At 73.4% G+C, this 21,885-nt stretch carries 21 protein-coding genes and 1 pseudogene; 7 read left to right on the plus strand and 15 right to left on the minus strand.

All coding sequences use genetic code 11. From position 1 onward, the window contains the following. Window positions 1-286 precede the first annotated feature (286 nt). Window positions 287-976 carry a TetR/AcrR family transcriptional regulator gene (locus ACZ5FU_RS31100; RefSeq protein WP_451527519.1) on the minus strand — a complete coding sequence of 230 codons (690 nt, stop codon included), beginning with the start codon at window positions 974-976 and terminating at the stop codon, window positions 287-289. 171 nt (window positions 977-1,147) lie between these two features. Here ACZ5FU_RS31100 and ACZ5FU_RS31105 point away from each other — a divergent pair, with 171 nt between their 5' ends. Next, entirely contained in the window at window positions 1,148-1,606 is a 459-nt protein-coding gene (locus tag ACZ5FU_RS31105) for a nitroreductase family deazaflavin-dependent oxidoreductase (RefSeq protein WP_451527520.1), read from the plus strand. Between the two features lie 165 nt (window positions 1,607-1,771). Here ACZ5FU_RS31105 and ACZ5FU_RS31110 read toward each other — a convergent pair whose 3' ends face one another. Continuing rightward, the gene (locus tag ACZ5FU_RS31110; RefSeq protein WP_451527521.1) at window positions 1,772-3,028 is read right to left on the minus strand and encodes a geranylgeranyl reductase family protein; all 1,257 of its coding nucleotides are present in this window, start codon (window positions 3,026-3,028) and stop codon (window positions 1,772-1,774) included. A 134-nt stretch (window positions 3,029-3,162) separates the two neighbouring features. Between ACZ5FU_RS31110 and ACZ5FU_RS31115 the strand changes: the two genes are divergently transcribed. Then, window positions 3,163-4,518: a M20/M25/M40 family metallo-hydrolase gene (locus ACZ5FU_RS31115; protein WP_469047527.1), complete on the plus strand. Its 1,356-nt coding sequence runs from the start codon at window positions 3,163-3,165 to the stop codon at window positions 4,516-4,518. 196 nt (window positions 4,519-4,714) lie between these two features. Here ACZ5FU_RS31115 and ACZ5FU_RS31120 read toward each other — a convergent pair whose 3' ends face one another. From ACZ5FU_RS31120 to ACZ5FU_RS31130, 3 genes are all read right to left on the minus strand, one after another. After that, a complete protein-coding gene (locus ACZ5FU_RS31120; RefSeq protein WP_469047528.1) occupies window positions 4,715-5,758 on the minus strand; it encodes an NUDIX hydrolase in 1,044 nt (347 codons plus the stop codon). A 138-nt stretch (window positions 5,759-5,896) separates the two neighbouring features. Then, a complete protein-coding gene (locus tag ACZ5FU_RS31125; protein ID WP_451527524.1) occupies window positions 5,897-6,091 on the minus strand; it encodes a hypothetical protein in 195 nt (64 codons plus the stop codon). Between the two features lie 125 nt (window positions 6,092-6,216). Then, on the minus strand, window positions 6,217-7,170 hold the full coding sequence (locus tag ACZ5FU_RS31130) for an ROK family protein (protein WP_469047530.1): 954 nt from the start codon (window positions 7,168-7,170) through the stop codon (window positions 6,217-6,219). Between the two features lie 201 nt (window positions 7,171-7,371). Here ACZ5FU_RS31130 and ACZ5FU_RS31135 point away from each other — a divergent pair, with 201 nt between their 5' ends. Then, window positions 7,372-8,421 (plus strand): LacI family DNA-binding transcriptional regulator, encoded by a 1,050-nt coding sequence (locus ACZ5FU_RS31135; protein ID WP_469047531.1) that lies wholly within the window; start codon window positions 7,372-7,374, stop codon window positions 8,419-8,421. A 164-nt stretch (window positions 8,422-8,585) separates the two neighbouring features. On the opposite strand, the gene ACZ5FU_RS31140 is transcribed toward ACZ5FU_RS31135, so the two are convergent. After that, complete coding sequence (locus ACZ5FU_RS31140) at window positions 8,586-9,905, minus strand: DUF6986 family protein (protein ID WP_469047533.1); 1,320 nt, start codon at window positions 9,903-9,905, stop codon at window positions 8,586-8,588. Between the two features lie 201 nt (window positions 9,906-10,106). Between ACZ5FU_RS31140 and ACZ5FU_RS31145 the strand changes: the two genes are divergently transcribed. Beyond that, window positions 10,107-11,033, plus strand: coding sequence for an endonuclease/exonuclease/phosphatase family protein (locus ACZ5FU_RS31145; protein WP_469047535.1), 927 nt, complete (start codon window positions 10,107-10,109; stop codon window positions 11,031-11,033). Window positions 11,034-11,090: 57 nt separating this feature from the next. On the opposite strand, the gene ACZ5FU_RS31150 is transcribed toward ACZ5FU_RS31145, so the two are convergent. The 4 genes from ACZ5FU_RS31150 to ACZ5FU_RS31165 form a co-directional block, all read right to left on the minus strand. After that, entirely contained in the window at window positions 11,091-12,053 is a 963-nt protein-coding gene (locus ACZ5FU_RS31150; RefSeq protein ID WP_469047537.1) for an electron transfer flavoprotein subunit alpha/FixB family protein, read from the minus strand. Window positions 12,054-12,103: 50 nt separating this feature from the next. Then, complete coding sequence (locus ACZ5FU_RS31155; RefSeq protein ID WP_469047538.1) at window positions 12,104-12,892, minus strand: electron transfer flavoprotein subunit beta/FixA family protein; 789 nt, start codon at window positions 12,890-12,892, stop codon at window positions 12,104-12,106. Between the two features lie 219 nt (window positions 12,893-13,111). Beyond that, a complete protein-coding gene (locus ACZ5FU_RS31160) occupies window positions 13,112-13,621 on the minus strand; it encodes a flavin reductase family protein (protein WP_451527531.1) in 510 nt (169 codons plus the stop codon). Window positions 13,622-13,834: 213 nt separating this feature from the next. Further along, on the minus strand, window positions 13,835-14,248 hold the full coding sequence (locus ACZ5FU_RS31165) for a TlpA family protein disulfide reductase (protein WP_451527616.1): 414 nt from the start codon (window positions 14,246-14,248) through the stop codon (window positions 13,835-13,837). 75 nt (window positions 14,249-14,323) lie between these two features. Here ACZ5FU_RS31165 and ACZ5FU_RS31170 point away from each other — a divergent pair. Together ACZ5FU_RS31170 and ACZ5FU_RS31175 are read left to right on the plus strand one after the other, a co-directional pair. After that, window positions 14,324-14,748, plus strand: a pseudogene (locus ACZ5FU_RS31170) (DUF4395 family protein). Window positions 14,749-14,939: 191 nt separating this feature from the next. Beyond that, window positions 14,940-15,668, plus strand: coding sequence for a lysophospholipid acyltransferase family protein (locus ACZ5FU_RS31175; RefSeq protein WP_451527533.1), 729 nt, complete (start codon window positions 14,940-14,942; stop codon window positions 15,666-15,668). Window positions 15,669-16,138: 470 nt separating this feature from the next. On the opposite strand, the gene ACZ5FU_RS31180 is transcribed toward ACZ5FU_RS31175, so the two are convergent. From ACZ5FU_RS31180 to ACZ5FU_RS31195, 4 genes are all read right to left on the minus strand, one after another. Beyond that, window positions 16,139-16,711: a transglutaminase domain-containing protein gene (locus ACZ5FU_RS31180; RefSeq protein ID WP_451527534.1), complete on the minus strand. Its 573-nt coding sequence runs from the start codon at window positions 16,709-16,711 to the stop codon at window positions 16,139-16,141. A gap of 96 nt (window positions 16,712-16,807) precedes the next feature. Beyond that, a complete protein-coding gene (locus ACZ5FU_RS31185) occupies window positions 16,808-17,878 on the minus strand; it encodes a threonine aldolase family protein (RefSeq protein WP_451527535.1) in 1,071 nt (356 codons plus the stop codon). Beyond that, window positions 17,875-18,621, minus strand: a complete 747-nt coding sequence (locus ACZ5FU_RS31190) for an SDR family NAD(P)-dependent oxidoreductase (protein WP_451779975.1) — start codon at window positions 18,619-18,621, stop codon at window positions 17,875-17,877. The genes ACZ5FU_RS31185 and ACZ5FU_RS31190 overlap by 4 nt, the downstream gene beginning before the upstream one ends. Window positions 18,622-18,662: 41 nt before the next feature. Then, on the minus strand, window positions 18,663-20,060 hold the full coding sequence (locus ACZ5FU_RS31195; protein ID WP_451527536.1) for a DUF6421 family protein: 1,398 nt from the start codon (window positions 20,058-20,060) through the stop codon (window positions 18,663-18,665). Window positions 20,061-20,293: 233 nt separating this feature from the next. Between ACZ5FU_RS31195 and ACZ5FU_RS31200 the strand changes: the two genes are divergently transcribed. Continuing rightward, window positions 20,294-21,007: a glycerophosphodiester phosphodiesterase gene (locus tag ACZ5FU_RS31200; protein WP_451779939.1), complete on the plus strand. Its 714-nt coding sequence runs from the start codon at window positions 20,294-20,296 to the stop codon at window positions 21,005-21,007. A gap of 279 nt (window positions 21,008-21,286) precedes the next feature. On the opposite strand, the gene ACZ5FU_RS31205 is transcribed toward ACZ5FU_RS31200, so the two are convergent. After that, window positions 21,287-21,826: a GNAT family N-acetyltransferase gene (locus ACZ5FU_RS31205; protein WP_468837404.1), complete on the minus strand. Its 540-nt coding sequence runs from the start codon at window positions 21,824-21,826 to the stop codon at window positions 21,287-21,289. Between the last annotated feature and the right edge of the window lie 59 nt (window positions 21,827-21,885).

Here is a 21,885-nt window from a genome sequence, read left to right on the forward strand (position 1 = left end):
CACCCTGGCGCGGCTGACGCGGGCCTTCGCGGTGAGCGGGCCGACGGCCGGGCGGGGGCGATCTCCCCGTCGGCCGGACCGGTCCCGACGAGCGCCACCGCCTCCCGCTCCTCCCGCCTGCCGTGGGGTTCGCCGGCAGGGCGGCCCTCCCGGCCGGACCGGGTGCGGGCCTCCGGCGCCCCGCGCCGCCGAGAGTCCGGAGCGCGCCGCCGAGAACCCGGGGTCCGGCCCCGCACCGCGCTCACCGCCCGGCGGGAAAGCCACGGCCAAAGGCGCTCCCCGGGCGCTACCCCAGCCCCACTCCCCTGGCCAGGCCCGTCACGGCATGGCGGAAGAACGGCTCCCGGTCCTCGACGATGCGGTGGAACTGGCCGAACACCTCGAAGCCGACCAGCCCGTACAGCTGGGCCCAGGCCGCCACCAGCGCCGTGGCCGTCTCCGGGGAGAGTTCGGGCGCGACGTCGGCCGTCAGCCGCTCCGCCTCGGCGCGCAACTCGGCCGGAAGGGACGGCGCGGCGGGCGGCGCGGTCAGCTCCGCGTCCCGGGCGATACCGATCAGCAGGAGCCCGACGCGGGCGGCGGCGGGCACCGTCGTCTGCGGTGCGCTGTAGCCGGGCACCGGTGAGCCGTAGATCAGCGCGTACTCGTGCGGATGCGCCAGCGCCCAGGTCCGCACCCCCTCGCAGACCGCGACCCAGCGCCGGACGGGGCCGGCGTCGGCGACGGCCGAGTGCGCGGTCTCCGCGCTCTCGCCGAGGGAGTCGTAGGCGTCGATGATGAGTGCGGTGAGCAGGTCGTCGCGGCTGGGGAAGTAGCGGTACAGCGCGGAGGAGACCATGCCCAGTTCACGGGCGACGGCCCGCAGGGACAGCTTGGCGGCCCCCTCGGCGGCGAGCTGACGACGGGCCTCCTCCTTGATGGCGGCGGTGATCTCGATCCTGGCGCGGGCACGGGCCCCTTGGGTGGCGCTGCTCATGAACATCAGTGTTCCACGGACCGGAGCAGTGCACACAACGAGGAGCGGTGAACCGGAAAAAGAACGGCGAACCGAAAAGAGAGCAGTGCTCTTGCCAAGGAGGGCGGGCCCGGTGCAGACTTCCACCAGAGAGCGAGAGCAGTGCTCACACTTACCGTCCAGGAGGCATCCATGTCCGCCGCCCACGTCAAGAAGCCCGGCTGGTTCACCGTCAACGTCCTCAACCGGACCGTCGCCTGGCTGACCCGGCGCGGGCTGAGCGTGTGGGGCTCCAGGGTCCTGGCGGTGCGCGGCCGCAAGAGCGGTCAGTGGCGGACCACGCCGGTGAACCTGCTGACGGTGGACGGACGGCAGTACCTCGTCGCCCCGCGCGGGCACGTCCAGTGGACGCACAACATGCGCGCGGCCGGCGGGGGTGAACTGCACCTGGGCGCGAAGGTGGACGAGTTCACCGCGGCCGAGGTCGGCGACGACGAGAAGGTGCCGCTGCTGCGCGCCTACCTCAAGCGCTGGAAGGCAGAGGTCGGCGTCTTCTTCGACGGCGTCGGGCCCGACTCCCCCGACGCCGACCTGCGCCGCGTCGCCCCCGACCACCCGGTGTTCCGGGTCACGGTCACCGCGAGCCGGTGACCGGCGCCGTCCGCCCCGGCCCGGGAACGCACACGCACGAAACCGGCACCCGGACCGCTCCGGCGGACGGCGGACGACCGGAAGCCGGCGCCCGACGGCGGGCGACGTGCGGCGACCGACCGGCGACGCAGGAGGGGCGACCGGCGACGGGCGACGGGCGTCGCCTCAGGAACCGGCCTCCTCGGCCGCGTCCGGGCCAGGGCCCGCGGCCGCCTGCCGCCGGTCCATCACGTTCAGGGCGCGCTGGGCCAGCGGGTGCGAGCGCACGAGTTCGCCGAGGGTCGTCCGGCCGCGGGTGATGTCCGTGAACGCCCGCCAGGCCGGACGCACACCGGTCAGGGCCGCGTGGAAGAGACCCGGACGCCGCTCGAAGAGGGCCAGCATCCGCTTGCCCACGCTCATCTCCACGCCGAGCCCCGCCTTGATCGCGAAGGCGTAGTTGAGGGCCTGGCGACGGGCGTCCACCGCGTCGTGCGCCTCCGCGATGCGCACCGCCCACTCGCCGGCGGTCCGGCCCGAGCGCAACGCGAAGGAGATGCCCTCGCGCGTCCACGGCTCCAGCAGCCCCGCGGCGTCGCCGCACACCAGTACCCGGCCGCGCGAGAGCGGCGAGTCGTCGGCGCGGCAGCGGGTCAGATGGCCGGAGGAGATGCTCGGTTCGAAGCCGGCGAGGCCGAGCCGCCCGATGAAGTCCTCCAGGTACCGCTTGGTGGCGGCGCCCTCGCCGCGCGCGGAGATCACCCCGACCGTCAGGGTGTCCCCCTTGGGGAACACCCAGCCGTAACTGCCGGGCATCGGGCCCCAGTCGATGAGGACGCGACCCTTCCAGTCCTCGGCGACCGTCTCGGGCACCGGGATCTCCGCCTCCAGGCCGAGGTCCACCTGGTCGAGCTTCACGCCGACGTGTGCCCCTATGCGGCTCGCGCTGCCGTCGGCGCCGACGACCGCCCGGGCCAGCACCGCCTCTCCGCCCTGCAGGACCACCGCGACCGTCCGCCGGTCGGGCACGGCCGAGCCGTGCTGTTCGACGCGCGTGACCGTGACGCCGGTGCGCAGTTCGGCGCCGGCCTTCTGCGCGTGCTCGACGAGCTGCTGGTCGAACTCGGGCCGGTTGATCAGCCCGAACAGCATCTGCCGGGAACGGCGGGTGCGGGTGAAGCGTCCGTTGTTCGAGAACGTCACCGCGTGCACCCGGTCCTGGAAGGGCAGTTCGAAGCCCGGTGGGAGGGCGTCACGGGAGGGGCCGATGATGCCGCCGCCGCACGTCTTGTAGCGGGGCAGCTCCGCCTTCTCCAGCAACAGCACGCGCCGCCCCGCGACCGCCGCCGCGTAGGCCGCCGAGGCCCCCGCGGGTCCCGCGCCCACCACGACGACGTCCCACACCTGTCGCACGTCGTCCGCCGAAGAGTTCTCGCTGCTCACGATGGTCTACTGCTCCCGATCACGCCGCCTGCCGCACCTGTCCCCCGCATCCTACGACCGAGATCGCCACGGCCGGCTGTGGGAGGATCGGCAACACTCATCGGTACAACGTCGCACCCACAAGGAGCGTGCCCATGTCGTCGAATCCGGTCGCCGAGACCGTCGCCTCGCTGATGCCCAGGGCGAAGGCGGAGCTCACCGAACTGGTGGCCTTCAAGTCGGTGGCGGACTTCGACCAGTTCCCGCGCTCCGAGAGCGAGGCCGCGGCGAACTGGATCGTCGCCGCCCTGCGCGCCGAGGGTTTCCAGGACGTGGCCCTCCTCGACACCCCCGACGGCACGCAGTCGGTGTACGGCTTCCTGCCGGGACCGGAGGGTGCGAAAACGGTTCTGCTGTACGCGCACTACGACGTGCAGCCGCCGCTGGACGAGGCCGGCTGGGCCACCCCGCCCTTCGAGCTGACCGAGCGCGACGGCCGCTGGTTCGGGCGGGGCACCGCCGACTGCAAGGGCGGCTTCATCATGCACCTGCTGGCCCTGCGCGCCCTCAAGGCGAACGGCGGGGTGCCCGTCCATGTGAAGGTGATCGTCGAGGGCTCGGAGGAGCAGGGCACCGGCGGTCTGGAGCGGTACGCCGAGCAGCACCCCGAGCTGCTCGCGGCCGACACGATCGTGATCGGCGACGCGGGCAACTTCCGGGTCGGTCTGCCCACCGTCACCGCCACGCTGCGCGGCATGACGATGATGCGGGTGAGCGTCGACACCCTCGCGGGCAACCTGCACTCCGGTCAGTTCGGCGGCGCCGCCCCCGACGCGCTGGGCGCGCTGATCCGCCTACTGGACTCGCTGCGTGCCGAGGACGGTTCGACCACCGTCGACGGCCTGGGCGACGGCCCGGCGTGGGAGGGGCTCCAGTACGACGAGGAGCAGTTCCGCAAGGACGCCAAGGTCCTCGACGGCGTCGCGCTGATCGGTTCCGGCACGGTCGCCGACCGCATCTGGGCCCGCCCCGCGGTCACCGTCCTCGGCATCGACTGCCCGCCGGTGGTCGGCGCCACCCCGTCGGTGCAGTCGAGCGCCCGGGCGCTGATCAGCCTGCGGGTGCCGCCGGGCGTCGACGCGGCCGAGGCGACGAAGCTGCTCCAGGCCCACGTGGAGGCGCACACGCCGTGGGGCGCGCGGGTGCGGACCGAGCAGATCGGCCAGGGCCAGCCGTTCAGCGCCGACACCACCAGCCCGGCGTACGCGGCGATGGCCGAGGCGATGGCGGTGGCCTACCCCGGCCAGGAGATGCAGTACGCGGGCCAGGGCGGCTCCATCCCCCTGTGCAACACCCTCGCGGCGCTGTACCCGCGCGCGGAGATCCTCCTCATCGGCCTGAGCGAGCCGGAGGCGCAGATCCACGCGGTCAACGAGAGCGTCTCCCCGGAGGAGCTGGAGCGGCTGTCGGTGGCGGAGGCCCTGTTCCTGCGCACGTACGCGGCGAGCTGAGCGGCGCGTTCCGCTCCCGGCCGGACAGGGGCCCCGCCCGTCGGGCGGGGCCCCTGTCCGGCCGTCCCGTGGACGTCGCCGCGCGCCTTCCCCGTCCGTGCCCGTCGCGCCTCCGGCCGGGTCCGTCCGCGGGAGGACGCCGACGGGGACGTGCTCGCCCTCGCACCGCGACCGCGCGGGAGGGGCGGCGTGACGGTCAGCCGAGGGGGACACCGGCCTCCAGGTAGAGCGCGGCGCCGCGTTCCCGCGCCCGCAGGGCCCAGCGCAGCCGTTCGTAGCGGACGGGGGGCAGCAGGCCGGCGGCCTCCTCCTCGGTGACGAAGCGCCAGCCGCGCAGTTCGGGACCGGGCAGCAGCAGTCCCTCGGCCGCCGCGGAGTCGAGCCGGCCGCCGTCGAAGAGCAGGCGCAGCCCGCCGTATCCGGGAGGCGTCGGCCGCTCCCAGTCCACGACGAGCAGCCGCGGGACGTCGGTCAGCCGGACGCCGGTCTCCTCCTCGACCTCGCGCATGCCCGCGCGCGCGGGTGCCTCGCCGGGCTCCACGACACCGCCGGGGAACTCCCAGCCGGGCTTGTAGGTGGGGTCGACGAGCAGCACCCGGTCCCGCTCGTCGAAGAGGAGGACCCCGGCGGCCACTGTCTCGGCGGTCGGTTCGGGGGTCTGCACGATGTCGCAGGCGGCCACCGCCCCGCTGCCGACGGCCTCCGCGATGCGCAGGGCGGTCTCGTACGGGGTGAGGTGGCTGGAGTCGACGGGATGGGCGTCCGTGGTGAGCCAGCCGCAGAGGGCGGCGCGGTACGGCTCGATGTGGTCGTACGACCACTGCCGTACCCGTATCTCGCCGTCGGGGAGGCCGGTCGGGAGGTCCCGCCCGGCCGCGCGCTCGCGCAGGATCGTTTCCGCCGGGGTCAGCAGCACATGCCGGACGGCGATCCGGCGGGCGGCGAGGCCGCCGAAGATCTCGTCGCGGTACTCCTGGCGCAGCAGGGTCATCGGGACGACGAGGGTGCCGCCCAGTTCCCCGAGGAGCGCGGCCGCGGTGTCGATCACGAGCCGGCGCCAGATCGGCAGGTCCTGGAGGTCGCCGGCCTCGGCGAGGTGTTTGGGCGGCAGCAGGTGCGGGAGTGCCGCCCCCACGACCTCGGGGTCGAAGAGCGTGCTGTTCGGGATCAGGTCGATGAGTTCCCGTGCGGCGGTCGTCTTCCCCGCGCCGAACGCGCCGTTGATCCAGACGACGGTCACGTCTCCCCCTCTGCTGTCGGCCCCCTGTGGCTTGCCCGCTCCACCCTGCCACGGAAACCACCTCCCGTTGAGGGCGCCCGAACGGCGCGGCGCCGGCCCCCCGGCGAGGGGGACCGGCGCCGCGCGTGCCGGAAACCGTCAGTCGGTCCCGGACGGGGCGTTCTCGCCGACGGCCGGGCCGCCCTCGGCGATCGTGTGGTCGAGGCTGCTGAGGGCGTCCCCCGTGTTCCGTGCGTCGAGGTCCTCACCGCCGGCGCCGTGCGAGGGGGTGATCGCCGCGACGACGAAACCGGTGGCGAGGGAGGCCAGGGCGAGCATGCTGCGCTTCTTCATGCCCTGATCAACTGCGCAACCCGCGCGAGGTCACGCGCCGGCCGCGGCCCTTCGCGGGAGGAGCGCGGACACAGGAGGGCGGACACGCGTGAGGGAACGTTCCTCCGGGCGTCCGTCCCAGGATCTCAGACCCCCGCCGCCGTCCTCTCCGGCCCGCCCGCCAGTGCCGCGGCGGCCGCTCCCACCAACCCGGCGTCGGTGCCCATCCGGGCGGGCACCACGGTCAGCCGCCGCACGAAGGACAGCGTCGCGTAGTCGGCGAGGAACCGCCGCAGGGGCGTGAGGAGGACGTCACCCGCCTTGCCGACGCCACCGCCGATCACCGCGATGTCGATCTCGACGAGGGTCGCGGTGGCGGCGATACCGGCGGCCAGCGCCTGGGCGGCACGCTCGAACGAGGCCACGGCGACCGGGTCGCCCGCGCGGGCGGCGGCGGCCACGGCGGCGGCGGAGGCGTCGCCGTCCGGGCCGGGCCGCCAGCCGTTCTCCAGGGCCCGCCGGGCGATGTGGGGTCCGCTGGCGATGCGCTCCACACAGCCGCGCGCGCCGCAGGGGCACGGGTCACCGTCGAGGTCGACGCTGATGTGGCCGATGTGACCGGCGTTGCCGGTGGGCCCGGGATGGAGACGGCCCCCCAGGACGAGACCACCGCCGACACCGGTGGAGACCACCATGCACAGGGCGTTGTCATGGCCGCGGGCGGCGCCCTGCCAGTGCTCGGCGGCGGTGATCGCCACACCGTCGCCGATCAGTTCGACGGGGAGGTCCCCGGTGGCGGCCCGGACCCGCTCGACCAGCGGATAGCCGCGCCAGCCGGGCACGTTGACCGGGCTGACCGTGCCGGCGGAGGCGTCCACCGGGCCGGCGCTGCCGATGCCGAGGGCACGGGCGCGCTCCCACAGCGGCGAGGCCGCGAGGTCCCCGAGCACCTCCTCGACGGCCCGCATCACGGTGTCGCCGTCCTGCCGGGCCGGCGTGGGCCGCCAGGCGCGGACCAGGATCGCGCCGCCGCCGTCCACCAGCGCGCCGGCGATCTTGGTGCCGCCGATGTCCAGCGCGGCCACGAGGTCGGTGTCCATCAGTCTCGGTTCCCCCCGTCAACCATCGGAAAAAGGGCGAGCCGGTCCAGCGGTGGGGACGTGGGCCGGGATCGCGGTGGACAGTCTCTCCCGCATCTGACAACGTTGTCCAGGGCCTATGCTCGTCGGCACATCCTCAACCGCCTCCCGGGTCGCCCGCACCGCACGCGTCTCCGTGGACAACAGGACAGGACCCGCCTCGTGCCCGAGACGCCCCGCCGCGCAGCCGGCATCTCCGCGAACCGCTACGGCAATCGTCCCACCATGAAGGACGTGGCGGCACGCGCGGGGGTGGGACTGAAGACCGTCTCGCGCGTGGTGAACGGCGAACCGGGGGTCACGCCGGAGACGGAACGACGTGTCCAGGAGGCCATCGAGGCACTCGGCTTCCGCCGCAACGACAGCGCGCGCGTCCTGCGCAAGGGCCGCACCGCCAGCATCGGCCTGGTCCTCGAGGACCTCGCCGACCCCTTCTACGGCCCCCTCAGCCGGGCCGTGGAGGAGATGGCGCGGGCCCACGGCGCGCTGCTCATCAACGGCTCCAGCGCCGAGGACCCGGACCGCGAACAGGAGTTGGCGCTGGCCCTGTGCGCGCGCCGGGTCGACGGGCTGGTGGTCATCCCGGCCGGCGACGACCACCGCTACCTGGAACCGGAGATCAAGGCCGGCGTGGCGACGGTGTTCGTCGACCGGCCCGCCGGCGGGATCGACGCCGACTGCGTCCTGTCGGACAACTTCGGCGGGGCCAGGGAGGGCGTCGCCCACCTCGTCGCGCACGGGCACCGCAGGATCGGCTTCATCGGGGACATGCCGCGCATCCACACCGCGGCCGAGCGGCTGCGCGGTTACCGGGCGGCCATGGAGGACGCGGGGACGACCGTGGAGGACGCCTGGATGTCCCTGGGCGTCACCGATCCCGCACGGGTGCGCCGGGCGGCGCGGGAGATGCTCGCCGGGCCCGCCCCGGTCACCGCGATCTTCTCGGGCAACAACCGGGTGACCGTCACCGTGATCCGGGTGCTCGCCGGACAGAGCCGCCCCGTCGCCCTGGTGGGCTTCGACGACCTGGAACTGGCCGACCTGCTCGATCCGGGCGTCACGGTGGTCGCGCAGGACGCCGCCGCGCTGGGCCGTACCGCCGCCGACCGCCTGTTCCGGCAGCTGGACGGGACCCTGATCGCCCCGGAGCGCATCACCCTGCCCACCCGGCTCATCGCCCGCGGCTCGGGCGAACTGCCGCCGGCGGACTGAGCCGGCCCCGGACGGGCCCACGGAGCGCGGCGCGGCGCGTCCGCCCGCCGGTCCGCCCGCTTCCCGCGTGCGGCACGCCGCGCCCCTCGCGGGCGCCGGACGCGGGCGGGGCACGGCCGGCGCCTCCCTGCCGTGCGGACGCGCCGCGCGCCTGCTCGCCGCGGCTACCTCCCGGGTGCCGTCGGACCGCCCCGGTGACCGCCCCGGCGCGGTGCCGCGAAGTCCTCCAGGGCGGCCCGTGTCAGCCCGGTCGCGGCGGTCACCTCGGCCGTGTCGAGGGCGCCGCAGTCCAGACCGCGCAGAAGGTGCCCGCCGAGGGCCTTGGCGGTCGCCGGCTCGTCCATCACGTCACCGCCGGCCCGGTCGGCGTACCGGGACAGGCGCTCGGCGGCCTGCGCGAAGCCTTCGCGGTAGAAGGCGAAGACGGCCGCGTAGCGGGTCGGGAGGTGACCGGGGTGCATGTCCCAGCCCTGGTAGTAGGCGCGGGCCAGGGCCCGGCGGGTGAGGCCGTAGTGCAGGCGCCAGGCGTCGTGGACCCGGGCGGTGGGGCCCACCGGCAGGACGTTGGTGGAACCGTCGCAGACGCGTACGCCGGTGCCGGCGGCTGCGACCTGCATGACGGCCTTGGCGTGGTCGGCGGCGGGATGGTCGCTCGCCTGGTGGGCGGCGGACACGCCGAGGCAGGCGCTGTAGTCGAAGGTGCCGTAGTGCAGTCCGGTGGCGCGCCCCTCGGCGGCCTGGATCATCCGGGCGACCGTGGCGGTGCCGTCGGCGGCGAGGACGGCCTGGCTGGTCTCGATCTGGATCTCGAAGCCGAGCCGGCCGGGGGTGAGCCCGCGCGTCTCCTCGAAGGCCTCCAGGAGCCGGACCATCGCGGTGACCTGCTCGGCGTAGGTCACCTTCGGCAGGGTCAGCGCCAGCCCGTCGGGCAGGCCGCCCGCTTCCATCAGGCCGGTGAGGAAGATGTCGAGGGTACGGATGCCCCGGTCGCGGACGGCCGCCTCCATGCCCTTCATGCGGATGCCCGCGCAGGGGGGCGCCGTGCCCGCGGCGCACGCCTCGGCGATCAGCCGGGCGGCGCGGGCGGCCGCCTCGTCCTCCTCGGCGTCGGGCCGGAGGCCGTACCCGTCCTCGAAGTCGACGCGCAGGTCCTCGATCGGCTCGCGCTCCAGCTTGGCGCGCACGCGCGTGTACACGGGCTCGGCGAGTTCACCGGGGAGGCCGAGGACGGCGGCGAGGGACGCGGCGTCGGGGGCGTGCTCGTCGAGGGCGGCGAGGGCGCGCTCGCCCCAGGAGCGGACGGTGTCGGCGGCGAAGGCGTCGCCGGGGACGTAGACGGTGTGGACGGGCTGGCGGGTGCCGGGGTCTCCGGGGTAGCGCCGTTCGAGTTCGGCGTCGACCGGGGCGAGGGAGGCGCCGATCTCCTCGCCGACGGCGCTCGCGAGGCTCGTCGTCACGGTCTCCTGCCGGCCCCGACCATCCATTCCCGCACCCTTCCGCTTTCCGCCGTACGGAATCAACAATTCGTTGAAGGAAGCTAACCGTGGGGTTTCCGCGGGGTCAACACCCTGTCCACGCCCCGGCACCCGGGTCTCTTCCGTCACAAGGCGCCCTTGTGCCGCGAGGCCCTCTTCCGTCCGCCCGTTCGCGCGCTCACCCTGGCAGGAGAGGGAGAAGGAGGCCACTTGGCGGACGACGGAGGACCCACGCGGCGCACGGGGCTGCGGACCGTGCTGGCCGCGGCCGTCGGCGTCCCCCTGATCGGGACGCTCCGGGCCTCCTCGGCCGGCCGCGTCCCCTCGGCCGGCCGGGGCTCGTTCAGGCGGGCCGCCGCCCCGCGCCTGGAGGTCATGACCTTCAACCTCCGGTTCCCCGGCACCGAGGGACCCCACAGCTGGGCGGCCCGCCGGCCGGCGATGCGCGCCCTGCTGCGCGCGGCGGCCCCTCATGTCATCGGCACCCAGGAGGGCGAACCGCCCCAGCTGCGGGACATCGAGGCCGACCTGGGGCCCCACTACGACTGGATCGGCACCGGCCGGGGCGGCGGCGACGAGGAGTCGATGGCCGTCTTCTACGACACCCGGCGCCTCGCCCCGGTCGAGCACGCCCACTTCTGGCTCTCCGACACCCCGGCGGTGCGCGGCTCCAACACCTGGGGCGGAGCCCATCCCCGGATGGTCACCTGGGTCCGCTTCCGTGACCTGGAGGCGCCGGGGCGCCAGTTCCGCCTCCTCAACACCCACCTCGACAACGCCGGGGAGTACGCCCGCGAACGCGCCGCCGCGATGATCGCCGAGCGCCTGGCCGCGTTCGGTCCCGGCCTGCCCCTGCTGGTCACCGGCGACTTCAACGCCCCCGCCCGGCACGGCACGGTCCACGACACGCTGCTGGCCGCCGGTCTGGTCGACACCTGGGACACGGCGCGGCGGCGCGGTCCGGAGTACGGGACGTTCCACGCGTACCGGGGTCCGCGGCCGGGCGGGGACCGCATCGACTGGATCCTGGCGACGCCGGACGTGACGGTCCACCGGACGTGGGCGGACACCTTCTCGCTGGACGGCCGGTACCCGAGCGATCATCTGCCGGTGTGCGCCTCGGTGTCCCCGGGATGAGCCGAGGCCCCCGTGACCGGTCCGGTCACGGGGGCCTCGCACAGCGGCGTCCGGGGATCAGCCCTTGCGGGTCTTGATCTCCTCGGTGAGCTGCGGGACGACGTCGAACAGGTCGCCGACGACGCCGTAGTCGACCAGGTCGAAGATCGGGGCCTCGGCGTCCTTGTTGACGGCCACGATGGTCTTCGAGGTCTGCATGCCGGCGCGGTGCTGGATGGCGCCGGAGATGCCGTTGGCGATGTACAGCTGCGGCGACACGGACTTGCCGGTCTGGCCGACCTGGTTGGTGTGCGGGTACCAGCCGGCGTCCACCGCGGCGCGCGAGGCGCCGACGGCCGCGCCGAGGGAGTCGGCGAGGGCCTCGATGACCGCGAAGTTCTCCGCGCCGTTGACGCCGCGGCCGCCGGAGACGACGATCGCGGCCTCGGTCAGCTCGGGGCGGCCCGTCGACTCGCGGGGGGTGCGGCCGGTGACCTTGGTGCCGGTCGCCTGGGCGGAGAAGGTCACCGCGAGGGCCTCGACGGCGCCGGCGGCCGGAGCGGCCTCGACGGCGGCGCTGTTCGGCTTCACGGTGATGACCGGGGTGCCCTTGACGACCCGGGACCTGGTCGTGAAGGACGCGGCGAACACCGACTGGGTGGCCACCGGGCCCTCCTCGCCGGTCTCCAGGTCGACGGCGTCGGTGATGATGCCGGAGGCGGTGCGCAGCGCCAGACGGGCGGCGATCTCCTTGCCCTCCGCGGAGGACGACAGCAGCACGGCGGCCGGGGAGATGGCCTCGACGGCGGCCTGGAGCGCGTCGACCTTCGGCACGACCAGGTAGTCGGCGTACTCGGACGCGTCGTGCGTGAGGACCTTGACCGCGCCGTGCTCGGCGAGGACGGCGGCGGTGTCGGCGGCGCCGCTGCCCAGGGCCACGGCGACCGGCTCGCCGATACGGCGGGCCAGGGTCAGCAGCTCCAGGGTGGGCTTGCGGACGGCACCGTCCACGTGGTCGACGTAGACGAGGACTTCAGCCATGGGATTGCTCTCCTGCGAAACGAAGTTGAGGGGCGGTCGGCGAGCGGGGCTCAGATGAACTTCTGGCCCGCGAGGAACTCGGCGAGCTGCTTGCCGCCCTCGCCCTCGTCCTTGACGATCGTGCCGGCGGTGCGGGCCGGACGCGCGGTCGCGGACTCGACCTTGGTCCAGGCGCCTTCCAGACCGACCTCGTCGGCCTCGATGTCGAGGTCGGACAGGTCCCAGGACTCCACCGGCTTCTTCTTGGCGGCCATGATGCCCTTGAAGGACGGGTAACGGGCCTCGCCGGACTGGTCGGTGACCGACACGACGGCCGGCAGGGAGGCCTCGAGCTGCTCCGAGGCGGTGTCGCCGTCGCGACGGCCCTTGACGGTGCCGCCCTCGACCGAGACCTCGGACAGCAGGGAGACCTGCGGGACGCCCAGGCGCTCGGCCACCAGGGCCGGGACGACGCCCATGGTGCCGTCGGTGGAGGCCATGCCGGAGACGACCAGGTCGTAGCCGGCCTTCTCGATCGCCTTGGCCAGCACCAGGGAGGTGCCGATGGCGTCGGTGCCGTGCAGGTCGTCGTCCTCGACGTGGATCGCCTTGTCGGCACCCATGGACAGGGCCTTGCGCAGCGCGTCCTTGGCGTCCTCGGGGCCCACCGTCAGGACGGTGACCTCGACGTCGTCGTCGGAATTCTCGGAGATCTGCAGCGCCTGCTCGACCGCGTACTCGTCGAGCTCGGAGAGCAGACCGTCCACGTCGTCCCGGTCGACGGTCAGGTCATCGGCGAAGTGCCGGTCGCCAGTGGCGTCGGGCACGTACTTCACAGTGACAACGATCCTCAAGCTCACGCCGGCTCTCCTACTGCATCGTCAGTTCTGGCTGCCTTCTTTCAGGCAGCATAGGCGCCACAAGCGGCCGATCCCGATCGGGGCGGCCTGCGTCCCCGAACGAAATATTACTCACCAGTACACCCATTCCCTGCCCGCTAAGCAAGCGCTTTGAACTGTGACCTCCGCAACGCAGCGTAACCGGAACCGGACCGCTCCGCGGGAGCGCGCGCAGGCGGTTCAGTCCCGCAGGGCCGTGAAACGCCCCTGGTGGTAGAGCAACGGGCGGCCCGCGCCCGCGGGGTCGCCCAGGACGACCTCCGCGAGGACGATCCGGTGGTCCCCGGCGGGCACGCGCGCGACGACCCGGCACACCAGCCAGGCGAGCACGTCGTCCAGGACGGGGACGCCCTCGGGGCCCTCGCGCCAGGAGGTCGGCGCGCCGAACCGGTCGGCACCGCTGCGCGCGAAGGTGGCGGCCAGTTCGCGCTGGTGCTCGCCGAGTATGTGCACGCCGACATGGCCGGCCTGCGAGATCGCCGGCCAGCTGGAGGCCCCGGTGCCGACGCCGAAGGACAGCATCGGCGGCTCGGCGGAGACGGAGGCGAGCGAGGTGGCGGTGAAGCCGACCGGTCCGCTCGCGCCGGGCGCCGTGATCACGGCCACACCGGCCGCGTGACGGCGGAAGACGGAGCGCAGCAGGTCGGGGGAGGCGGGCCGGGCGGTGCGGAGGTCGGGCGTGGCCGTCATGGAGGGGTCCTGGTCCTTCTGCCGGAGGTGGTGTGCGGAGGCGCGGCTGCTCAACGGCCCGGACAGCACGCGCTCGCGGTGCGGACGAGGTCGACGTGCGCCCGTCCGTGGAGAAGGAGTTCCTCGGGCATACGGTCAGGCTGACGATAGTTGGCGGGTGCAGTCAAGTACGTCCCGGCATCCGGGAGCGGGCTCACCGCCGGCCGCACGGGCTCACACCGCCTCGCCCAGGGCCGCGATGACGTCGGCCTTGCGGGGCTGCCCGGTGGCGCGGCGCACGACGTGGCCGTCGGCGTCCAGCACCAGCACGGTCGGGGTCTTGAGCACGGCGAGTTCCCGGACGAGGTCGAGATGCGCCTCGGCGTCGATCTCGATGTGGGCCACTCCGGGGACCAGGTCCGCCACCTCGCCCAGGACGCGGCGGGTCGCCCGGCAGGGGGCGCAGAAGGCGCTGGAGAACTGCACGAGCGTCGCCCGCTCGCCGAGTTCCCCGCCCAGCCGGTCGGCCCCGAGCCGCTGTCCTTCGTCGCGTCCTCGCACGCGCACCCTCCCGCTCCGCCGCCGGTTCCGCGCTCCGCAGGTGCTCGCCGCCGCGAGCACCGCCACGCACACCGTCGGTCCGGTCATCATCCCCACCAGCATTCATCAGACCGCAAAGATTCCCGCCCGCCCCCTCCCCCGCCGTCGCGGAACGCCTGATCCATGGACATCGATGCGAGAGGGCCGCGGTCCGGGGCGGCCGCCACGACCGTCGTACCGGCGGTCGCGCCGATCACCCGGAGCCCCTGGCCGCCGGCCCGGCAGACGCCGGCGTTCGCGCTCGGCGCGGTCGGTGGGGTCGGCGGAATCGGGCGTTCGCCGTACGGCTCGGCCTTCCGGGCGGCCGTCCGTCCGAAGCCGGGGCCGCCCGGCGCCTTCGAGGCGCCGCGGCCGGCGCGGTTCGCGCAGGCCGTGGGACTCGTCTTCGCGGGCCTGGGCCTGATCGGTCTCACGCTCGGCCCGCAGTGGCTCGGCCTGGCGGCGACGGGGGCGGCGCTCGCGGCGCGTTCCTCGACGCCGCCTTCGGGTACCGCCTGGGCCGCGAGACGTACCTGCCGGCACGGCGGGTCACGGTACGGGCGAGGTAAAGAAGACCTAAAGGCGCGAGGTGGATCACGGGAGGTGGACGTGACGAGAATCTCGCGGCCGGCGGGCACCAGGACTGGCTACCCGGCCGTTCTTCGGGCACGATCTGCGAGATGCCGTAAACCTACGGCTGCGTAACTTTGCCGCCGGGGAGCCGCTCCCGGGCAGAGATCAGGAAGGGTTCGCGCCGCCCATGGCAGAGCTTGTCTACCGTCCCGTCGTCGGCCTCGCCCAGACGCTGTTCAAGGTCTGGGATCTCAAGATCGACTGCAAGGGCTCGGAGAACATCCCGCGCTCGGGCGGAGCCGTGCTGGTGAGCAACCACATCAGCTACCTCGACTTCATCTTCAACGGCCTCGCGGCGCTCCCGCAGAAACGCCTCGTCCGCTTCATGGCGAAGGAGTCCGTCTTCCGCCACAAGGTCTCCGGACCGCTGATGCGCGGCATGAAGCACATCCCGGTGGACCGCGAGCAGGGCGAGGCGGCCTACGCGCACGCCCTGGACTCGCTGCGCTCCGGCGAGATCGTCGGTGTCTTCCCCGAGGCCACCATCTCGGAGTCGTTCACGCTGAAGACCTTCAAGTCGGGGGCCGCGCGACTGGCCCAGGAGGCGGGCGTGCCCCTGGTGCCGATGGCCGTGTGGGGGACGCAGCGGCTGTGGACCAAGGGTCACCCGCGCAACTTCAAGCGCAGCCACACCCCGATCACCATGCGGGTCGGCGAGGCCCTGGAGGCGTCCCGGGACAAGTACGCGGGCGCCCTCACCCGGCAGCTGCGCGAGCGGGTCCAGGAACTGCTGGAGGCGGCCCAGCGCGCCTACCCGGTCCGCCCCAAGGACGCGGGCGACACCTGGTGGATGCCGGCCCACCTGGGCGGCACGGCGCCGACCCCGGAGCAGGTCCGCGCGGCCGAGGCCCGCTGACCCCGTCCCCCGCCTCCGGGGAGCGGTCCGGCGGCCGACAGGGTCCCGGCGGGGAACCGGGAGCCCGGCCTCCGAGGCATCGGTGGTGGTCGACGACGTACCGGGCGAGCACGCGGGCGACGCCGGGCGCCACGCCGTCGGGCGGTTCGACGTCGTTCAGGACCGCGGCCACCGCGAAGGCGGCGCGGGCATGGGCAAGGGTGTGCGGCACGTCGCCGCCGGCGGCTCGGGTGGCCGCGTCCGCCACCGCGCCGAGCACCCCGCCGTCGCCGCAGGGTGTTCGTGCACCAGGAGCGCGCCTACGGCGTCGAGGCGCCCGAGGTCGTCGCCCGGGTGGCGCGGGGTCCGCCGACCGCCCGGCCCGCTGGCGCGGTTCGCCGCTTCCGTCCGCATCGGCCTCTCGGGCCTCTCCCCCCTCGCGCATGCCGGGGAGGTCGGCGACCGCGACCGTCCGGGTGCGCGGCGGGATGTCACAGCGAGGTGGGGAGCGTCCTCCAGAGGTGGGGACGGTCGGGGGCGGCCTGGAGCGCGCGCAGGACGGGCGGGGGCGGCGCGGTGTACAGGACGGGGTGGTCGCGCTCGCCGGCGGCGGTGTCGGGGCGGAAGGCCAGCCGTTCGCCGTCCAGGGAGAACCGGGCGTCCACTCCCGGCTTGTTGCCGCGGGGGTCCTGGCGGTGCCAGGCGCCGTCGAAGCGGACGGCGACCAGCCCGTGGAGCACGTCGAACGTCTGGTAGCACAGGGCGGTCGGGATGTCCTCGGCGCGCAGCAGCGCGGCCAGCGCGTGGGCCTTGGCATAGCAGATGCCGGTGCGCAGCTCCAGCACGTCGGAGGCGCGCCAGGTGACCCGCGGATCGCCGGAGTCCTGGGAGTGGGGGATGGTGTCCCGCACGAATTCGAAGGCCAGCCGCGCATAGTCATACGAGTCGTCCGCGTCCTTGGCCAGCCGCGCGGCGGTGTCCCGGACCAGGGGGTGCTGGTGGTCGATGACCTCATCGGCCGCCAGATACGCGGACAGGTCGGGGTTTTCCTGGATCAGCTGCATGCCTGGAGAGCATAGGAAAGCGATCACCCGAACGTCAATCGTTTTTCAGGTGATCGCATACCTATGCACAACGTGTGATCGCTGCCGCGGTCGCCGCTAGCGAGCCGTCTCCTCCTTGAGCGCCGCCAGGAACGCGTCGACGTCCTCCTCCGTGGTGTCGAAGGAGCACATCCAGCGCACCACGCCGGCCGGCTCGTCCCAGAAGTAGAAGCGGAACCGCTTCTGGAGCCGCTCGCCCACGTCGTGCGGCAGCCTGGCGAAGACGCCGTTGGCCTGCACGGGGTGGAGGATCTCCACCCCGTCCACCGCGCGCACGCCCTCGGCCAGCCGCTGCGCCATCTCGTTGGCGTGCCGCGCGTTGCGCAGCCAGAGGTCCTTGGCCAGCAGGGCCTCCAACTGCACCGACACGAACCGCATCTTGGAGGCGAGCTGCATGGACAGCTTGCGCAGGTGCTTCATGTGGGAGACGGCGTCCTGGTTCAGCACCACGACCGCCTCGCCGAACAGCGCGCCGTTCTTCGTCCCGCCGAGCGAGAGGATGTCGACGCCGACCGCGTTGGTGAAGGTGCGCATCGGCACGTCCAGGGAGGCGGCCGCGTTGGCGATGCGGGAGCCGTCCAGGTGCACCTTCATGCCGTGCGCGTGGGCGTGCTCGCAGATCGCGCGGATCTCGGCGGGCGTGTAGAGGGTGCCCAGCTCCGTGCTCTGGGTGATCGAGACGACCTGCGGCATCGCCCGGTGCTCGTCCTCCCAGCCGAACGCCTGCCGGTCGATCAGCTCGGGGGTGAGCTTGCCGTCCGGCGTCGGGACGGTGAGCAGTTTCAGGCCGCCCATGCGCTCCGGCGCGCCGCCCTCGTCCACGTTGATGTGGGCGCTCTCGGCGCAGATCACCGCGCCCCAGCGGTCGGTGACCGCCTGCAGCGCGACGACGTTGGCGCCGGTGCCGTTGAAGACCGGGAACGCCTCCGCCGTCGGCCCGAAGTGGCCGCGGACGATCCGCTGGAGGTTCTCGGTGTAGTCGTCCTCGCCGTAGGCGACCTGGTGGCCGCCGTTGGCCAGGGCCAGGGCGGCCATCACCTCCGGGTGGGCTCCGGCGTAGTTGTCGCTGGCGAAACCGCGGACCTCCGGGTCGTGATGACGACGCGCGTCGGTCCTGGGGGGGTTCACGGCTTCTCGGTGAGCCACAGACGGTGTCCGTTCACTTCGGCGGCGGGCTTCTCCCAGACGTCGGCGATGGCCTCGGCCAGGTCCTTGACGTCGGTGAAGCCCGCGAACTTCGCGTTGGGCCGCTCGGCGCGCATCGCGTCGTGCACCAGCGCCTTCACCACCAGGATCGCAGCCGCCGAGTTCGGCCCGTCGGGTCCCCCCGCCTTGCGGAAGTAGTCGGCCATCGAGAGCGTCCACGCCTCGGCGGCGGCCTTGCCGGCGGCGTACGCGGCGTTGCCCGCCGTGGGCTTGCTGGCTCCCGCGGCGCTGATCAGGACGTACCGGCCGCGGTCGCTGCGCTGGAGCGCCTCGTGGAAGGCGAGCGACGTGTGCTGCACGGTGCGGATCAGCAGCAGTTCCAGGAAGTCCCAGTCGTCCAGGCTGGTCTTGGTGAAGGTCTCGCTGCCGCGCCAGCCGCCGACGAGGTGCACGAGACCGTCCACCCGGCCGAGGTCCTTCTCGATCCGGGCGGCCCAGTCCTGGGTGGACTTCAGGTCGAGCAGGTCGACCGGCTCGCCCATGACGGTGGCGCCGCCGGCGGCGTAGCTCGCCGCGTCGACGGCCTCCGCGAGCCGCTCCGGGTCGTTGTCCGCGCCCACCACGGTCGCGCCCGCCTCGGCGAGCCTGATCAGCGCCGCCCGGCCGGCGGGTCCGCCCGCGCCGGCCACCGCGATCACCGCACCGCTGAGAGCCCCGTTCCCCATGGTCTTCGCCTCCTGAGCAGTGTTCTCGGTACGCAGGTCGCTCACGCGGCGATCCGCTCGGCGCCGTCCGCGGTGATGCCCCGGGTGGAGGCGATCACGTTCTTCAGCTTCTTGGACAGCGCCTCATAGAACATGCTCAGCGGAAACTCGTCCGGAAGCACGTCGTCGACGAGCCTGCGGGGCGGCTGGGTCAGGTCCAGGGCGTCCGGCCCCTTGGCCCACTTGGATCCGGGGTGCGGGGCGAGGTAGGTGGAGACCAGCTCGTAGCCGGCGAACCAGTGGACGAGCTTGGGGCGGTCGATGCCGTCGCGGTAGAGCTTCTCGATCTCGGCGCACAGTTCGTTGGTGACCTGCGGGGCGCGCTGCCAGTCGATGTGCAGCTTGTTGTCGGTCCAGCGGACGACGTCGTGCTGGTGCAGGTAGGCGAAGAGGAGCTGGCCGCCGAGGCCGTCGTAGTTGCGCACCCGCTCGCCGGTGACCGGGAAGCGGAACATGCGGTCGAAGAGGACCGCGTACTGCACGTCACGGGCCTGCGGGACGCCGTCGGCCTCCAGCTTCACGGCCTCCTTGAAGGCGGTGAGGTCGCAGCGCAGCTCTTCCAGGCCGTACATCCAGAACGGCTGGCGCTGCTTGATCATGAAGGGGTCGAAGGGCAGGTCGCCGTGGCTGTGGGTGCGGTCGTGGACCATGTCCCACAGCACGAAGGCCTCCTCGCAGCGCTTCTGGTCATGGACCATGGCGGCGATGTCCTCGGGCAGTTCCAGGCCCAGGATGCCGACCGCCGCGTCGGTGACGCGACGGAAGCGGGCCGCCTCGCGGTCGCAGAAGATGCCACCCCAGGAGAAACGTTCCGGCGCCTCGCGGACGGCGATGGTCTCCGGGAAGAGGACGGCCGAGTTGGTGTCGTAGCCGGCCGTGAAGTCCTCGAACTTGATGCCGCAGAACAGCGGGTTGTCGTAGCGGGTGCGCTCCAGCTCGGCCAGCCAGTCCGGCCAGACCATGCGCAGCACGACCGCCTCGAGGTTGCGGTCCGGGTTGCCGTTCTGCGTGTACATCGGGAAGACGACCAGGTGCTGGAGGCCGTCCGCGCGGCCGGCGGCGGGCTGGAAGGCCAGCAGCGAGTCCAGGAAGTCCGGCACCTCGAAGCCGCCCTCGGCCCACCGGTCCAGGTCCTTCACCAGGGCGCGGTGGTAGTCGGCGTCGTGCGGCAGCAGCGGCGACAGCTCCTCGACCGCGGCGGTCACCCGCTGCACGGCCCGCTCGGCGTCGGCGCGCCCGGGGGCGCCCTCGGCGGCGAAGTCGATCGATCCGTCCTTCGCCTGCCAGGGCCGGATCCGCTCCACGGCATCCTTGAGCACGGGCCAGGCCGGGTGCTCCACCACCCTGACCACGGGAGGAACCCGCCCCTCCGAACCCGCCTGCACAAGAATTTCCGTCATGTCCCATCCTCCACGGAGAACCTCACGTACGGACACCGTATGCATAAGAGGTTTCTTCCAGCAAGATGACCTTCGGGAAAATATCCTGCTCACCCCCATGGTAACCGTGTTTTTTCCTGTACGTCATCGGGTGGTCGGGGGCTTCCCCGGAGGCTTCCGGCGCGTGTCGCCGGGTAGGGGTCCCCGCGGTGCGCGCCGGCCGCACCGGTCCGTCCAGGGAAGCGAGTCGTGACGTGAACGTCCCCACCATCGGCCACCGCGGGATCATGGGCGTCGAGCCCGAGAACACCCTCAGGTCGTTCGTCGCCGCCGAGCGGGCCGGTCTCGACGCGGTCGAGCTGGATCTGCACCTGAGCAAGGACGGCGCGCTCGTGGTGATGCACGACGCCGACGTGGACCGCACCACGGACGGGAGCGGTCCGGTCGCCGACCACACCCTCGCGCAGCTGCGCGCCCTGGACGCCGGGCTCGGTGAGCGGGTGCCGGTCTTCGAGGAGGTCCTGGCGGCGGTGTCGGTGCCGCTCCAGGCCGAGATCAAGGACGTGCAGGCGGCGCGGGCGCTCGCCGAGGTGATGCTGGAGCGGGACCTGGTGGGGCGAGTGGAGGTGTCGTCGTTCCACGACGAGGCCGTCGCCGAGATCGCCCGGCTGGTTCCCGGCGTGCGCACCGCGCTCATCGACAGCCTCCACCCCGTCCGGCCCGGGCCGGACGGGCGGATCCCCCACGGCCCCGGCGTCGCGGAACGCGCGGTGGCCGCCGGCGCCGCGACCGTGTGCCTGAAACTGCGGCGGCTCACCCTGGAGCTCGTCGAGGAGGTCCGCGGACACGGCCTGCGGGTCATCGGCTGGGTGGTCAACACCCCGGACCAGCTGCGCCTGGCCCGGGCCTTCGGTCTGGACGGCGTGACCACGGACCGGCCGGAGATCGGGGGCGCGGGGCGGGTCTAGGGCGGGAGCGGGGGTCGGGGTCGGGGTCGGAAAGCAGGTCGAGGGCGGGGGCGGGGGCGCCGGTCGGCCGTGGGCCCGACGCCGACGGCCGGGTAGCGGGCCCGCCCACCGGTCACGGCGGACGGGCCCGCCGGCTGCGTCCGGGGGCGACGTACGGGCGGCGGGCGGGGTCACCGGCCGGGCCGGAAGCGAAGTCACCGGAGCGGGCTCCCGGCCGTCCCGGATCGGGCGCCCCGGCCGGCCGGGGGCCGGACACGCCGCCGTCTCACGGTGTGCGGCTCATCCGAGGGGCTTGACCAGCAGCTCGAATCGGAGGTCGTCGCGCTGCGGGATGCCGAAGCGCTCGTCGCCGTAGGGGAACGGCGTCATCCGGCCGGTACGGCGGTAGCCGCGCCGCTCGTACCAGGCGATGAGGTCGTCGCGCACCGAGATCACCGTCATGTGCATCTCGGTGACGCCCCATTCGGCGCGGGCCCGGCGCTCGGCCTCCTCCAGCACCGTCCGGCCCAGACCGCCGCCCTGGACGGTGGGGCTGACCGCGAACATGCCGAAGTAGGCGTGCTCGCCCCGGTGTTCGAGCTGGCAGCAGGCGATGATCCGGCCGTCCCGCTCCACCGTGAGCACCCGGGCGTCGGGCGAGGCGACGATCTCCCGGACCCCTTCGGGGTCGGTGCGCCGCCCCTGCAGGATGTCCGCCTCCGTGGTCCAGCCGGCCCGGCTGGATTCCCCGCGGTAGGCCGACTCGACGAGCGCGACCAGCGCGTCCACGTCGGCGTCGACGGCGTCACGGAAGCTGACATCGGTGGCGGTGGTGTCCATGCGGGGTTCTCCGGATCTGTGGCGCGGCTGGGCACCGCCGAGCCTAACCGTCGCCTACG

The organism is Streptomyces sp. NPDC031554 (genome assembly GCF_055580685.1).